This window comes from Paenibacillus polymyxa, from assembly GCF_015710975.1.
In the GTDB taxonomy this organism is placed as follows: domain Bacteria; phylum Bacillota; class Bacilli; order Paenibacillales; family Paenibacillaceae; genus Paenibacillus; species Paenibacillus polymyxa.
In genome coordinates, this window is sequence record NZ_CP049783.1 from 2,332,998 (window position 1) to 2,347,273 (window position 14,276).

The 14,276-nt window shown below is 48.1% G+C and carries 13 protein-coding genes; 12 read left to right on the top strand and 1 reads right to left on the bottom strand.

Annotation, left to right across the window (positions count from 1 at the left end; translation table 11 throughout):
• Positions 1–25 precede the first annotated feature (25 nt).
• Positions 26–1,537 carry a cardiolipin synthase gene (cls, locus tag G7035_RS10540; protein WP_017427147.1) on the top strand — a complete coding sequence of 504 codons (1,512 nt, stop codon included), beginning with the start codon at positions 26–28 and terminating at the stop codon, positions 1,535–1,537.
• Positions 1,538–1,579: 42 nt separating this feature from the next.
• On the opposite strand, the gene G7035_RS10545 is transcribed toward cls, so the two are convergent.
• Positions 1,580–3,076: a phospholipase D family protein gene (locus G7035_RS10545; protein ID WP_019688830.1), complete on the bottom strand. Its 1,497-nt coding sequence runs from the start codon at positions 3,074–3,076 to the stop codon at positions 1,580–1,582.
• 232 nt (positions 3,077–3,308) lie between these two features.
• Here G7035_RS10545 and G7035_RS10550 point away from each other — a divergent pair, with 232 nt between their 5' ends.
• The 11 genes from G7035_RS10550 to G7035_RS10600 all read left to right on the top strand — a co-directional run bounded on the left by G7035_RS10550 (position 3,309) and on the right by G7035_RS10600 (position 14,143).
• Positions 3,309–3,734 (top strand): DMT family transporter, encoded by a 426-nt coding sequence (locus tag G7035_RS10550; protein WP_019688829.1) that lies wholly within the window; start codon positions 3,309–3,311, stop codon positions 3,732–3,734.
• 58 nt (positions 3,735–3,792) lie between these two features.
• Entirely contained in the window at positions 3,793–4,497 is a 705-nt protein-coding gene (locus tag G7035_RS10555) for a Crp/Fnr family transcriptional regulator (RefSeq protein WP_019688828.1), read from the top strand.
• 57 nt (positions 4,498–4,554) lie between these two features.
• Positions 4,555–5,046 carry a DMT family transporter gene (locus G7035_RS10560; protein WP_016822866.1) on the top strand — a complete coding sequence of 164 codons (492 nt, stop codon included), beginning with the start codon at positions 4,555–4,557 and terminating at the stop codon, positions 5,044–5,046.
• 314 nt (positions 5,047–5,360) lie between these two features.
• The gene (gene fni, locus G7035_RS10565) at positions 5,361–6,461 is read left to right on the top strand and encodes a type 2 isopentenyl-diphosphate Delta-isomerase (RefSeq protein WP_019688827.1); all 1,101 of its coding nucleotides are present in this window, start codon (positions 5,361–5,363) and stop codon (positions 6,459–6,461) included.
• On the top strand, positions 6,458–6,949 hold the full coding sequence (locus tag G7035_RS10570; protein WP_019688826.1) for a GNAT family N-acetyltransferase: 492 nt from the start codon (positions 6,458–6,460) through the stop codon (positions 6,947–6,949). Before fni ends, G7035_RS10570 begins: the two co-directional genes overlap by 4 nt.
• 146 nt (positions 6,950–7,095) lie before the next feature.
• Positions 7,096–8,196, top strand: a complete 1,101-nt coding sequence (gene ychF, locus G7035_RS10575; RefSeq protein ID WP_016822869.1) for a redox-regulated ATPase YchF — start codon at positions 7,096–7,098, stop codon at positions 8,194–8,196.
• A gap of 335 nt (positions 8,197–8,531) precedes the next feature.
• Positions 8,532–9,599, top strand: a complete 1,068-nt coding sequence (gene prfA, locus G7035_RS10580; protein ID WP_013373454.1) for a peptide chain release factor 1 — start codon at positions 8,532–8,534, stop codon at positions 9,597–9,599.
• Between the two features lie 3 nt (positions 9,600–9,602).
• Positions 9,603–10,502, top strand: coding sequence for a peptide chain release factor N(5)-glutamine methyltransferase (prmC, locus tag G7035_RS10585; protein WP_019688825.1), 900 nt, complete (start codon positions 9,603–9,605; stop codon positions 10,500–10,502).
• Positions 10,503–10,577: 75 nt separating this feature from the next.
• Positions 10,578–11,771 (top strand): FtsW/RodA/SpoVE family cell cycle protein, encoded by a 1,194-nt coding sequence (locus G7035_RS10590; protein ID WP_013373452.1) that lies wholly within the window; start codon positions 10,578–10,580, stop codon positions 11,769–11,771.
• 215 nt (positions 11,772–11,986) lie between these two features.
• On the top strand, positions 11,987–12,679 hold the full coding sequence (gene spoIIR, locus G7035_RS10595) for a stage II sporulation protein R (protein WP_019688824.1): 693 nt from the start codon (positions 11,987–11,989) through the stop codon (positions 12,677–12,679).
• Positions 12,680–12,859: 180 nt separating this feature from the next.
• The gene (locus G7035_RS10600) at positions 12,860–14,143 is read left to right on the top strand and encodes an L-threonylcarbamoyladenylate synthase (RefSeq protein WP_019688823.1); all 1,284 of its coding nucleotides are present in this window, start codon (positions 12,860–12,862) and stop codon (positions 14,141–14,143) included.
• Positions 14,144–14,276 lie beyond the last annotated feature (133 nt).

The window sequence follows — 14,276 nt, forward strand, 5'->3', positions numbered from 1 at the left end:
CAGTCCATTGGAAGTGAGGTTAGTTATGAGGCGAAGCTTACTGGCCGTATTGATCGCGGCTATGGTGTTTATTATTTATTATTTTGGCTTGTTTAATTACATCGGTAAAAATGAAGGAACTGTCATCAGTATTTTCTCCACGCTGACGGTTATTTCCATAAGTCTGATTATTTTTACGGAGAATCGTAATCCTTCCACCACCATGTCATGGATTTTGCTGCTGGCGTTGCTGCCAGTCGTTGGACTTCCTCTTTATTTTTTGTTTGGGCAAAATGTATTCAAGCGCCGTAAGTATGACAAAAAGGCATTGCGTGACCAACAGGCTTATGAGCGTATCGAAAAGGATGCTTTGCGGGTCAAACGAGATTTGACCTGCTTTACAGATGAGCAGCAGCAGTTGATGCGTCTGGCCCGGAGATTGGCCCGCTCCCCGATTTATTTTGCGACAGAAACCCAGATTCTGAATAATGGAGATGAAACCTTCTCCACGCTGCTCGAAGAACTGCGCAAGGCGCAGCATCATATCCATATGGAATATTACATTTTCCGCTCGGATGATATCGGTACCAGCATTCAGAAAATTTTGATCGAGAAGGCCAAAGCGGGTGTTAAGGTTCGGTTTATGTACGATGCAGTCGGTAGTATTCAGTTATCGAAGGCATTTTTGAAGGAAATGAAAGATGCAGGAGTAGAGGTTGTTGCATACGGAGGCGCTCGGATTTTGTTCTTCTCCAGTCGGGTAAACTACCGTAATCACCGTAAAATTGTAGTTATCGACGGTAATATTGGATTAATCGGTGGCCTAAATGTGGGAGATGAGTATCTCAGCCGCAACAAAGCCTACGGCTTTTGGCGTGACACGCATATGATTGTGAAGGGCGAAGCTGTGCGGACGTTGCAACTTATATTTTTACAGGATTGGCTTCATATGACGGGTGAATCGGTACTGGATAGCGAATATCTGTCTCCCGATATTGAACCGATCACGGATGGCGGCGTACAGATTATTGCCAGCGGACCAGACAATGAGCGGAGAGTGCTTAAAAATCTATTCTTCTCCATGATCACATCCGCTCGAAAATCCGTCTGGATTGCCACTCCTTATTTTATCCCGGATGAAGATATCCTGACTGCTTTGCGGATGGCTGCTCTATCCGGGTTGGATGTGCGTATTCTGTTCCCCGCGAAACCGGATAAATGGCTGCCTTTTCTCGCATCCCATTCGTACTTCCAATCGTTGCTAGAGGTGGGAGTCAAGGTATATGAATATGAAAAAGGGTTCCTTCACTCCAAGCTTCTCATTATTGACGGGGAAGTTGCGACTATTGGGACAGCCAATATGGATATGCGCAGCTTCCATTTGAATTTTGAAGTGAACGCTCTGTTGATTCAAACACACAGTGTCCAGCAGATGGTGAACGACTATGAGCGAGATTTGCACAATGCCAGCTTGATCGTACGTGAGGAATTCATGAAAAAGCGTCTGTTCAAACGTTTGATGGAATCGCTCGCTCGGCTGCTTTCACCACTGCTGTAATGTACAAACGATGAGCTGTGGATATGGAAGCAGATCTTAGAGTCAAAATGTAGTAAAGCCCAAAATATCCTGGAGACGGTATACAATATCTTTCCAAAATGTTGAATGATCCTCGTAGGCCGCCAGCTCCAGGCTGTATTCAGCTCCCCGGTTATTCCACAGCTTATCAAAATAGGCCGCCACCTGTCGGGTCAGCTTGCTGTCCGCCGGAGCGGCCACCCACAGTTCATTCTCCAGATTCAAATCATCCAAATTACGGGGGGTCAAATTGGTAGAGCCACCCCAAATCAAATGCTCTCCTTGTACCTTGGCAATATAAATCAGCTTCGTATGGAATTGCTCATGGGTAGTATGATACCAGCGAATTTGAATGTTTCCATCCGATTTATCGGACAACTCTTGGGCAACCGGACGATTAGGTATGCCTATTTTTTCCTGCCCGAACGCGTTTTCATTGGGGTCCAGCAGCAATTGGATGTTTACGCCGCGTGCCGAGGCATCCAGCAGGCTATTCAATATTTTGCGATCAGCCAAATAAAACATGCCCATATGAATGCTGTCACCTTGCTTCGTCTGCTTAATGCCATTCAGAACGGAGGCATACACTTTGCCTTCCGTGAGATATTTGATCCGGTAGCTGTCCTTACCTGATGGGACTAGGGGCTCTGCTTGAGGTGTGTAGACAGGAAGTTGCCCTCCGCCCGAGAAGTCCAATACCGCCTGCTCTGTTTGTAAAATATCTCCGATGATCGGTCCCTTCACTTCTAGGGCAACATTGGAATGATAGGCACTTGCATCGTGAACATTACCTGTAGAAATGAGAGCAGTTTGCTCGTTGGCAACCAATTTTCGGTGATTGGCCTTGACGTTTAACAGCTTTAAATAAGAGCGAGCCGTAACGTCAGGTCCGTCACTGGCCATCAGATTGGGAATCCAGCCTGTGCCTTGCTGCCCGAACCACTGGAAAAAGGTACGCCACACCGCTGAATAGATGGGCGTGGAGTCCCGCAATGGATCTACATCGGTCTGCACGACCTGAATTCCTACTTGCTTCATATTCTCCAACAAAGGATTGGGAGCAGAATTATAATTGGTATTGACTTCATCTGTAATGAAAAAGATAGGCATCTCAGGATGGGCTTTCTTTTTGGCGATAAGATGCTGGGTCATTTGCGCGCTGACTTCGGGGAAGTGCTGCCCTTTATGTTTATAATCGTTGAACAGAAACAGGTCAATGACGATAAATTGCTGGGCTTCATCAATGATTCCGAGCATACGATTCAAAATTTGTCCTTCATGTTGTACAGTGCTTCCATCCCCAGTAGGGTAGGTCAAATCCGTCCAAAAGTTTACCTCGTTCGTTGAATACTCCTGACTCTCATAAGAGACGAACGGAGGTAATGGTTTATGGGTTTGATACAGCATAACGGCAATCAGCCACAGGATAAGGACCAAAATGGCGATTTTAAGAGCACGGCCCTTGTACATGAATTTTCTTTGGGATTCCGGCGCAGAATGCAGCGGATTTTGTTTAGTCATACGACGATCAGCTCCTCCATTGAATGCTGCATTCCATTTTATCGTGACCGAACATGCAGATTATGATATAGATACTGTCTAATTATTACCGCAAGTCAACAGGATTGAAGCGGAATGCTGAACGGAATGAATGAAGAACGTTTTATTAATTGAGGACATATGTCCTTTATAGGCAGGCTGACCTATACTTAAATAGATACAAAAGTCATTTATATGGGGAGAATAACGATTTATGAGAGGAATCTTGTTTGCTTTTCTGGGAGGCGCTTGTATTACGTTACAGGGGGTAGCGAATACACGGATTAGCCAGGATATCGGGACATGGCAGGCGGCTACCGTTACTCAGCTAATAGGTTTTATTTTGGCAGCATCAGTTTGGATGTTTACAAAGGATGGCCGTGTGTCTGAAATGAAAGAGGTAAAGCCGATGTATCTTTGGGGTGGTGCTTTTGCGGCTATCATTATATTTAGTGAAGTCACAGCCATTCAACATATTGGGGTTACGTTCACAATCTCGGCGCTGTTGATTGCTCAGTTATGTTTAACCTTCCTGGTAGACATCAAAGGATGGTTCGGCATAGTGAAGCAGAAGATGAAGCTGCCACAATTTATAGGTATTGGTATGATGATCGCGGGTGTCATTATATTAAAACTCTAAAATAAAACTTTATTTATAGAAAAAGCTTAGAACGTAGAAAATGAAGGTGAGCTAAGCAATGAGAGAAATTCAGGATCAAGAGCAGCTAAAGTATTTTTTGCATCTGCATCAGTTAGAATCCATACTCTACGAGCCACTACATCCCTATTTGTCGCTGCATCGTTTGGAGCAAGGGGAAAAGCTCTGTTCGCAGGGGGACGCCATTGAGCATCTGTATATTCTGGTGCAGGGCAAGGTAAAAATTTTTACCAGCTCTACAGAAGGAAAGACTCTGATCCTTTGCTTCAAAACACCGATCGAGGTCATAGGAGATGTTGAATATATTCGTAATAGTCACGTCATCAATACAGTAGAGGCAGTGTCGCCGATCTATGTGATTGGTGTTCATCATCAATGGATGAATAAGTACGGCAGAGATTATGCTCCTTTGCTGCAATTTCTATTGGATATTGTCACGCGGAAGTTTTGCCTGGACTCTGATTTCTCCAATTTCAACCTGATGTATCCGGTGGAAGTTAGGCTTGCGAGCTACCTGCTATCTGTTTCTTTTGACGAATCCAATTCTGCCTTTCATGAGGAACTACGGGCATCCAGTCTGGTGGATGTGGCGAATTTGATCGGAACCAGCTACAGACACCTCAACCGTGTCATTCGCAAGATGATCGAAGAGGGATTGGTTGAACGGGCAAAAGGCTATATTGTCATTAAGGACAGAAAAGGTTTGAGTGAACTGGCTGGCCATAATATTTATGAATCGTTGTAATCATAGTGCTTTGAATAAGTGCAGCACAATAAAGGGACTATCAAGGGAGAGTTAAATATGTTATTAGGGCTTATATTGGCAGTTATCGCAGGTGCTTTGGTCAGTCTGCAAACGATATTCAATAATAAGGTGAATGAGCGGACAGGTTCATGGGCCACAACGACATTGGTACTGGGAACAGGGTTCTTGGCTTCCTTGCTCGGAAGTCTTATTTTTGAAGGGAAAAATACATTTGCTTTACAGCATATGCAGCTGTGGTACTGGTTCAGTGGCATGATTGGTGTCGGCGTTGTGTTCTGTCTGGTGCAAGGAATGAAGCGACTTGGCCCTACCTATGCGATCTCCATCGTATTGACGGCACAATTAGGTACAGCCTTGTTGTGGGATTCATTAGGATGGCTTGGACTAGAGAAGATTCCGTTTACCTTCAATAAGTTGATTGGTGTATTGGTCATTATCGGTGGTATTCTCGTTTTCAAATTTGGACATGGGCGTACAAAGGAACCACAAGAAAATATTACAACTATACCTGATTCGATGAAGAGCTAAAGAAGGTTGTGATGACCTTAATCCTGCTTGATTGGGGTCCCACTTTCGGAGGGGTATTTTGCATTTTGCAGAGAAGCTGCATCTTAAGCAGGTGCTGCTTTTCGATCCCATAGGCAAAGAAAAATGTTCACGGTCATGTATATATTTTTCCATCCATGATACAATGAAAATATCTTAAAATAGTGCTTTAAGGGCCTAGATATTTGATATATGAGATGATAAATAGATCGGTTACCGTGTTCGGGAACGGTCTTATTTGTGCTTCACGAACCTGATGGAATGCACAGATTGACTTTGGATGAGGTGGAACATAGATGAGTAATACAGAAAATAAAAAGGGATCACCTGACGGCTCAGACAGATCCGGCTCTTTGTTGCCTGCCACGCAGACAGGTGAACGGAAAATTGAGCATGTCCGCCTTTGTCTGCAGGAAGATGTGGCCGGACACGGCATTACCAGCGGACTGGAGCGGTATAGTTTTAAGCACTGCGCTTTGCCGGAGCTACATTTTGACGAGGTGCGTCTGGATACAACTTTTATGGGACGCGCTGTACGGACACCGCTGCTCATCAGTTCTATGACTGGCGGCAGCGCGGAGACAGGAGCGATTAATGAGCGATTGGCAGAGACCGCAGAAAGACGCGGCTGGGCATTGGGCGTCGGCTCTGTACGAGCTGCGGTGGAAAAAGAGGAATTGGCTTCAACCTTTGCGGTCCGCCGTCTAGCGCCCAGCATCCCGATCCTTGCCAATCTGGGTGCAGTGCAGCTGAACTACGGGTTTGGTGTGGACGATTGCCAGCGTGCAGTGGAAATTGCCGGAGCGGATATGTTGGTGCTGCATTTGAACGGCTTGCAGGAGATATTCCAACCTGAGGGGAATTTGGATTTTAGCAGGTTGCTTGAGCGCATTGAGGAGTTGTGTCGTCGTCTTTCGGTGCCTGTAGGCGTGAAGGAAGTAGGCTGGGGCATAGATGGTGAGACGGCATCGAGATTATATGATGCAGGCGCTGCTTTTATTGATGTCGCTGGTGCGGGCGGGACAAGCTGGAGCCAAGTGGAGAAATTTCGCAATCCTGATCCTGTGCGCCGTGCAGCGGCAGAGGCGTTCGCCGATTGGGGCAATTCGACCGCTGATTGTATCGTGGAGGTTAGAGCAGCCCAGCCTAATGGCGCTCTGATCGGTAGCGGTGGATTGAAAAACGGTGTCGATGCTGCGAAGGCACTTGCTTTGGGCGCTGACATGGCAGGCTTCGGTCGCTCTTTGCTTGGCTCGGCGGTCACCTCCAGCGAGGCATTGGAAGCGCGATTGGAGCAAGTAGAGCTGGAATTGCGTACAGTCATGTTTGGCATCGGAGTAGCTGGGATCGAAGGTCTTAAAGAAACGACCAGACTAAGAAAGAAGGCGAACGGATGAGTGGATTCATTAAGTTGGTTCCGATGAACGCAGAGCAGTATGATCGCTTTGAGCAACGCTCGCTCGCAGATTACGCGGAAGAGAAAATCCAGGCAGGCGCGTGGACGGTGGAAGAGGCACCAGAACGGGCAAAGGAAAGCTTTGCAACATTTTTGCCACAAAGACTGGATACGCCCCATGCTCACCTGTACATGCTTGAGTATTCAGATAGTGTGGGTCAAGGCTCCGAGGAAGCGGGATATATCTGGTTCAACATTACAGAAGGTACGCAAGGCAAAGAAGCTTTTTTGCTGGATATTCTCGTTTACGATTCATATCAGGGGCGAGGCCTGGGTACGTTGACGATGCAGGCGTTGGAACAAGAAGCTCGGAGGCTGGGTGCGGTTCGCATCGGTCTGCATGTATTTGGGCATAATGAGCGGGCTTTACATGTATATCGCAAGTCTGGTTATCGGGTTACGGATATCCAGATGAGCAAGGAAATCTAAATAAAGCTATCTAAATAGGGATGCAGCAAAATCCTAAATTCACAGCCGTATGCTTGCCGCATGTATAGGTTCTCCTATATAATGTGGGTTGGTAAACTAACAGAGGGTATAGCGCATATTTTATATAAACGGGAGTTGTTCTGATTATGGCTTTAAAAGCGGGGATCGTGGGTCTGCCGAACGTGGGCAAATCAACACTGTTTAACGCAATAACGCAGGCGGGGGCGGAATCCGCAAACTATCCATTTTGTACAATTGACCCTAATGTAGGGGTCGTTGAAGTACCGGACGAGCGACTGGATAAGCTGACTGAACTGGTAGTACCGAACAAAACGGTACCAACGGCTTTTGAATTTGTTGATATTGCAGGACTTGTACGAGGTGCCAGCAAAGGCGAGGGTTTGGGTAACAAGTTTTTGGCTCATATTCGCGAAGTAGATGCCATTGTTCATGTGGTACGCTGCTTTGAAGATGAGAATATTACTCATGTGGACGGCAAAATTGATCCAATCAGCGATATTCAGACGATTAATCTAGAATTGATTCTGGCGGATATCGAAAGTGTAGACAAGCGCATTGATCGTTCCCGTAAGAACATGAAGGGCGGCAACAAGCAGTATGCCCAAGAGGTTGAAGTACTGGAACGGATCAAGGAATCGCTGTATGCCGACAAACCTGCACGTAGCGTAGAATTGTCAGAAGACGAAAAGCTAATTATACGCGACCTTCATTTGCTCACGATGAAGCCTGTATTGTACGCGGCTAATGTCAGTGAAGATGGTGTAACGGAAGCTGACAGCAATCCATATGTGCAAAAGGTACGTGAATTTGCAGTAGCGGAAAATGCTGAAGTGGTACCGATCAGTGCCAAAGTAGAGGCTGAAATTGCTGAGCTGGAAGGCGAAGACAAGGCAATGTTCCTTGAGGAGCTGGGGCTGGCTGAATCTGGTCTGAACCGTCTGATCAAAGCAGCTTACCGCTTGCTGGGACTGTATACGTATTTCACAGCAGGTGTGCAGGAAGTACGCGCATGGACTATTCACAAAGGAACAAAAGCACCTGGCGCTGCGGGCGTAATCCACTCGGATTTTGAACGCGGATTTATTCGCGCTGAGGTTGTATCCTACGATGACTTGGTCGCTGCTGGATCTATGAACGGGGCCAAAGAACGTGGTCAGCTTCGTTTGGAAGGCAAGGAATATGTGGTTCAGGACGGAGACGTTATGCATTTCCGTTTTAATGTTTAGGATGCATCTCGGCGTATAGCAAACAGGGTTTATATACAAACATATTAGGTCATTGTATACGTGTTATCCGCATGTACTAACTTACTTAGTCGCTGCCTGTCCCGGGCGGCGACTTTTTATTTGATTCGTATTCCTTTTTCCTGATTGAGAGTTTGTTACCAAATCTTTAGCGGAATTTTGTTTATTCGACTTCAATTGATTTGTTGATTTTTGCAAAATTCTAAATTAGCAAGTATTTTATGTAGCTAATTAATTGATTAGTTGTTATAATAAAGAGCTGTAGCCAGTGAATTTAAAGCTGGTTTCATATTAATTTAACTGAAGAGGTGAATCGCTTGTTGGACCGATTGCAATCATTGGCGGACCGCTACGATAAACTGAGCGAACTGCTCTGCGATCCGGATGTGGCGAACGATAGCAAAAAACTTAGAGATTATTCCAAAGAACAGTCTGATTTACAGCCTGCTTATGAAGCATATACCGAATATAAAACTGTCGTTGAGGAGCTGGACGCTGCTAAAGCCATGCAGGCTGAAAAGCTTGACGACGAGATGCGTGAAATGGTCAAAATGGAGATCGAAGAGCTGAGTGCCCGTAAGCGGGAACTGGACGAGAAAATCCGCATTTTGCTGCTGCCGAAGGACCCGAACGATGATAAGAACGTTATTATCGAAATTCGTGGTGCTGCCGGTGGGGACGAGGCTGCACTGTTTGCAGCGGACTTGTACCGGATGTACACTCGTTATGCAGATACACAAGGCTGGCGTGTAGAATTGATGGATGCGAACATGAATGACCTTGGAGGCTTTAAAGAGGTTATTTTCATGATTAATGGACGCGGTGCCTATAGCAAAATGAAATTCGAAAGCGGCGCACACCGTGTACAGCGGATTCCGACAACAGAATCTGGCGGACGTATTCATACGTCTACCTCCACGGTTTCCGTGATGCCTGAGGCAGAGGAAGTGGATATCGAAATTTTAGATAAGGATATCCGCGTGGATACTTTCTGCTCCAGCGGTGCGGGCGGTCAGTCCGTTAATACAACCAAGTCGGCGGTGCGTGTAACGCATATGCCAACAGGTATTGTGGCAACCTGCCAGGACGGCAAATCCCAGAACTCCAACAAGGAGAAGGCGCTGCAAGTTTTGCGTGCCCGTATTTCGGATATGATGCGTCAGGAAGAGGAAGCCAAATATGCAGGCGAGCGTAAGAGCAAAGTAGGTACCGGGGATCGCAGTGAGCGTATACGTACTTACAACTTCCCGCAAAGCCGTGTAACGGATCATCGCATTGGTTTGACCATGCACAAGCTGGACCAGGTGATGAACGGAGAGATCGAAGAAATCGTATCAGCACTCACGATTGCAGAGCAGGCTGATTTGATGGAACAAGAGGTTTAAGTTTTGGGGAACGAACGCGATTGTGTGTATCGGATGCCGCCGGAACGGAACATGAGTGTCAGAGAAGCCTTAGTTGAGGCTTCTTCTTTTTTAGGAAGTTGCGGCGTGTTGGAGCCGCAGCATAATGCCCGCTTGCTGCTGGAACATGTGCTTGGGCTGGAAGGTACGAGGTTTTACGCCGCTCTGGGCGATCCGTTCCCTTCCTCCGTTAAGGAGACGTGGGAACGGATCATCGCCCGCAAAGCTGCGGGTGAACCGGCGCAGTATATTATCGGACGGCAGGAATTTTATGGCCGCCCGTTCGCGGTTTCACCGTCGGTGCTGATTCCGCGACCCGAGACAGAGCTGCTCGTCGAGGCGATACTCCAGCACGGTGACCGGCTGTGGCCGAGCAGTGCTCCGCACGCGCTCGACATTGGCACGGGTAGCGGCGCGATTGCCGTGACGCTGGCAGCTGAGCGGCCGCGCTGGCACGTAGCAGCGGGTGATATTTCTGCTGCTGCGCTCGAAATGGCGTCCCAGAACGCCGCCGCAAACGGCGCAGCCGTAGAATTCCGCGAGGGCGATCTACTGGTGCCGTTTGCGGGAACAGCGGTGGACATCCTCGTGTCCAACCCGCCATATATCCCGGCTGCTGACATCGCTGGCTTGCAGCCAGAGGTGCGCGACCATGAGCCGCGAATGGCGCTGGATGGCGGCCCTGACGGGCTTGGCCCGTATCGGGCAATGCTGGAGCAGCTTGGGCTCCTTCAGGCCCCACCCCGGCTAATCGGGTTTGAGCTGGGGATGGGACAGGCCAGAGACGTGGCTGGCCTGCTGGAACAGGCAGGTCATTGGAAGAACATTCTAATCATTCCTGACCTTGCGGGGATCGAGCGACATGTCCTAGGCGTCTCGGAGTAATGCTGCATTTTCTTTTTGCGAGTCTTTCCTTTAGAATAAGAGGAGTATGACCGAGAAACGGCTCAGGGGGAAATCATGCTTCAGAAATTGAAAAAAATTGATGGTCCGGTTATTTTTATTCTGGTTTTGCTCATGGCGATTAGTATCATAACGGTATACAGTGCTGGTAGGGGTCCTACGAACTTGGCAGAGCACGGCAACGATTACCAGAAGATGATCGGGTATTATATATTGGGCTTTGTAGCGATCTTGGGTTTAGCGATAGTTGATTTTCGGATATTCATTAAAAAAGCCTTGTATGTATATGGAGGCGGGATATTTCTGCTGATTCTCGGCTTTTTTGGCGGGACGGTTAATAACTCTCAAGGCTTTTTGAAAATTGGTGGCTTAAATCTCCAGCCTGCTGAGGTATTCAAGCTGGTTCTTATCATTTTTTTGGCGTATATGCTGATTAAAAAGCGCAAGAGCAAGCTGTATTTTATTCAGGATGTTCTTCCAGTTGCTCTAGTGAGCTTTGTCCCATTTGCCATGGTCATGGCACAAAATGACTTGGGTAATGCGCTCGGTTACATTGTCATCGTCATTGGTATGCTATGGATTGGTAATGTGAAGGCATCCCATGCGCTAATCGGATTTATCGTATTTGCAGTCGCCGTTGGTGGCGGGATCAAAGCGTATATTTCGTTTCATGATGAGATTGATTCCTTTATGAAAGGCATTGGACGTAGTCACTGGGTAGAGCGTTTAGACCCTTGGCTGGTACCAGAAGAAGCGACTGCGAAGGCATCTTATCATACGAAAAATGCCAAACTGGCCATAGCTTCTGGCGGAATGATGGGCAAGGGCTTCTTGCAGGGAACTTCGGTACAGTCCGGACGTGTTCCCTATACCTATGCGGATTCTATTTTTGTAGTTGTAGCAGAGGAGTTTGGGTTTGTAGGCTCATCCATTCTGCTGTTGCTATATTTTATTTTGATTCATCGAATGATCCTGATTTCGCTGGAATGCCGGGATCGAGCTGGACCATATATTATTGTCGGGATTGTGTCCATGTTGCTATATCAGATTTTTGAGAACATTGGTGCGTTTCTGGGCATTATGCCACTTACGGGGATTACGCTCCCGTTCATAAGCTATGGCGGTACCTCGTTGCTTATTAACATGGCTAGTATTGGCTTAGTTATGAGCATTAAGGTGCATGGCCAGGAGCTAGAGGATGACCTGCCGCAGCCTTCCAGAGTAAGCTTGACGAAGGCGAAAAAAGCCTAGTACAGGTGGGTTGTGGCTTAATATTAATAGTTATTTTTACGAGTTGAAACGGTGCAACAAAAGAGTCCAGATTGTGAAATCTGGGCTTTTTTATATTCCTAGGTGACGATCTAGCTTGCAATAGCCTGAATTATTTTACGAGATTCATAGGTTTAGACTCTCCCAAACCGGACAGACTGATAGATATGATAGAGTTTGGGTTTGGGGGGACGAAGATGAGAAGTTGGATAAAGCAAGCTGCAATGATACTCTTTTGTATTTCAATATTAATGATGTCTTGGGAAGGTCAAAAAACAGATGCAGCTATGACCACGGGGGCAAGAGGAACTTTAGCATCTGGAGTGACCACCACAGGGTTGAAAGTAATTCCGCACGATTCCATTCGACTGCGAATTTTAGCAAATTCAGATCGTCCGGAGGATCAGTTGGTTAAGCGCGAAATACGGGATGCCATCGTGCAGCAGATGAATGCGTGGGTGGGTGAACTGGACAATCCACAAAGCCTAAATCAAGCCAGAGTGTTGATTGACGCACATTTACCTGAAATTGATCGCTTGGTAGGTGAAGAACTGGCTCTTCGCGGTATAGCGTATGATCATCAGGTGGAGCTGGCAAGTGTACCTTTTCCGACGAAAATGTACGGAGGTCTTGTCTACCCGGCAGGGAATTATGAGGCGCTTCGGGTTACACTGGGGCAAGGGAAAGGGCAAAATTGGTGGTGTGTGCTGTTCCCGCCGTTGTGCTTTATTGATGCAGGCAGTGGTGAAGCAGCAGCACAAACTGTATCGGCAAAAACAAGTCATGAAGACAATCGAACGAACGCCGCTGGCAAGGAGCCGGAAGTACGTTTTTTCCTGTGGGATGCCCTTACGGGGCTGTGGAGCTGGGTGAGTGGCTTGTTTGCCTAAATGTTTCGTCAGTGCTATGGAAAAGAGAACAACGAGTGTAATTTTCCCCATATGTTATAATGGAACTTACGATAGATATACAGAGGGCAGAGCCAAATCGAACTGATTTGTTAAAGTAGGTTTTTGGGGATCAGGGCCATGAAATGGCCTGTATGACAATAAGATATGGGATGATCTGATATGAGTGATAAAGTGAATCAAATGCATGACTTGCACGTAGGTTTTGTGAAAAAAGAGATAGCAGAGCAGGAGCAGGCGTTACAGCCTTCTCATACACACTGGTGGGATGTAAGATGTCTGGTTCCTGTAGAGAGCACGACTGTATCTGCTATCTCGTCTTTTGAGGTGGAAAAAGTGGATTCCGTTGATTCTGTGAACAACACTGACGGGGATGGTTCTGACGAACTTTCAGCTGGACAGGCTCTGATCGCAGCGGAAAAGGGCATACGCGAGGCCGCCGTACTTCTCCAGGCTGGAGAGACGGTAGCCTTCCCTACGGAAACCGTGTACGGACTGGGGGCCGATGCACGCAGCACGAAAGCGGTGGAGGCGGTATTTGCTGCCAAAGGTCGTCCTTCCGATAACCCGCTCATTGTACATATTTCCGATGCTGCTCAATTAAAAGGCATGGTAGCGGAAATTAACGATACATCCCGAGCGCTGATGAATGCATTTTGGCCAGGACCGCTGACCCTCGTATTGCCGGTAGTGCCGCAGGCACTGTCATCGCGTGTGACAGCAGGTTTGGACACGGTCGGTGTGCGCATGCCGGATCATCCGATCGCGCTGCGCTTGATCACGGAAGCCGGTTGTCCGCTGGCTGCACCAAGCGCCAACCGCTCGGGAAGACCCAGTCCGACTCTAGCACAGCATGTGCTGGAGGACCTGGAGGGTCGCATCGGCGGTATTTTGGACGGAGGTCCCACGGGGGTGGGACTGGAGTCCACGGTAGTGCAAGCGGGTGACGACGGAACCGTCACCATTCTGCGCCCTGGCGGCGTGACGGCTGAACAGCTCGCTGCGGTTGCTCGCGCCGTCGTATTGGACCCGGCGTTGGCTGCCACACCGGGGCAGGATGTCGACAGCCTGGCGCCACGCTCGCCGGGCATGAAGTATACGCACTACGCGCCGCGAGGCCGCTTGAGCGTGGTACAAGGCCCGTCGCCTGTTGAAGTGACGGGCTGGATTCGCGACGCGCTGGCGGAGGCTGCCGCGCGCGGGGAGCGCACGGCGGTGCTCGCGTTCGACGACCATGCCGCCGGCTACGCCGGAGAACGGGTCTACACGCTGGGCAAGCTGGACGCGCTTCATGAGGCAGCGCAGCGTCTATATGGCGTGCTCCGACGCTGCGATGAAGACGGCGTCACCTACATTTTGGCGGAAGCCTGCCCGCCGAAGGGATTGGGAGACGCCGTCATGAATCGACTGCTTAAAGCGGCAGGTCATCGAATTATCCGATTGTAGCTTCTGTAAAGAATGGAGTCTCTTATTTTAATTCCTCCTCTCTCCTCGTCTCTGTTTTGGGTATTTTCAGTACCTGCTTGTACTGATTTGCCCCTTGTCCGCATAACGTGTACAAGAACAGACGGATAATGGA

Coding starts and splice junctions, on each gene's coding strand:
- G7035_RS10600 (WP_019688823.1), top strand. CDS start 12,860: ATGAGTGATAAAGTGAATCAAATGCATGACTTGCACGTAGGTTTTGTG.
- G7035_RS10570 (WP_019688826.1), top strand. CDS start 6,458: ATGAGTGGATTCATTAAGTTGGTTCCGATGAACGCAGAGCAGTATGAT.
- G7035_RS10545 (WP_019688830.1), bottom strand. CDS start 3,076: ATGACTAAACAAAATCCGCTGCATTCTGCGCCGGAATCCCAAAGAAAA.
- G7035_RS10560 (WP_016822866.1), top strand. CDS start 4,555: ATGTTATTAGGGCTTATATTGGCAGTTATCGCAGGTGCTTTGGTCAGT.
- G7035_RS10555 (WP_019688828.1), top strand. CDS start 3,793: ATGAGAGAAATTCAGGATCAAGAGCAGCTAAAGTATTTTTTGCATCTG.
- cls (WP_017427147.1), top strand. CDS start 26: ATGAGGCGAAGCTTACTGGCCGTATTGATCGCGGCTATGGTGTTTATT.
- spoIIR (WP_019688824.1), top strand. CDS start 11,987: ATGAGAAGTTGGATAAAGCAAGCTGCAATGATACTCTTTTGTATTTCA.
- ychF (WP_016822869.1), top strand. CDS start 7,096: ATGGCTTTAAAAGCGGGGATCGTGGGTCTGCCGAACGTGGGCAAATCA.
- G7035_RS10550 (WP_019688829.1), top strand. CDS start 3,309: ATGAGAGGAATCTTGTTTGCTTTTCTGGGAGGCGCTTGTATTACGTTA.
- fni (WP_019688827.1), top strand. CDS start 5,361: ATGAGTAATACAGAAAATAAAAAGGGATCACCTGACGGCTCAGACAGA.
- G7035_RS10590 (WP_013373452.1), top strand. CDS start 10,578: ATGCTTCAGAAATTGAAAAAAATTGATGGTCCGGTTATTTTTATTCTG.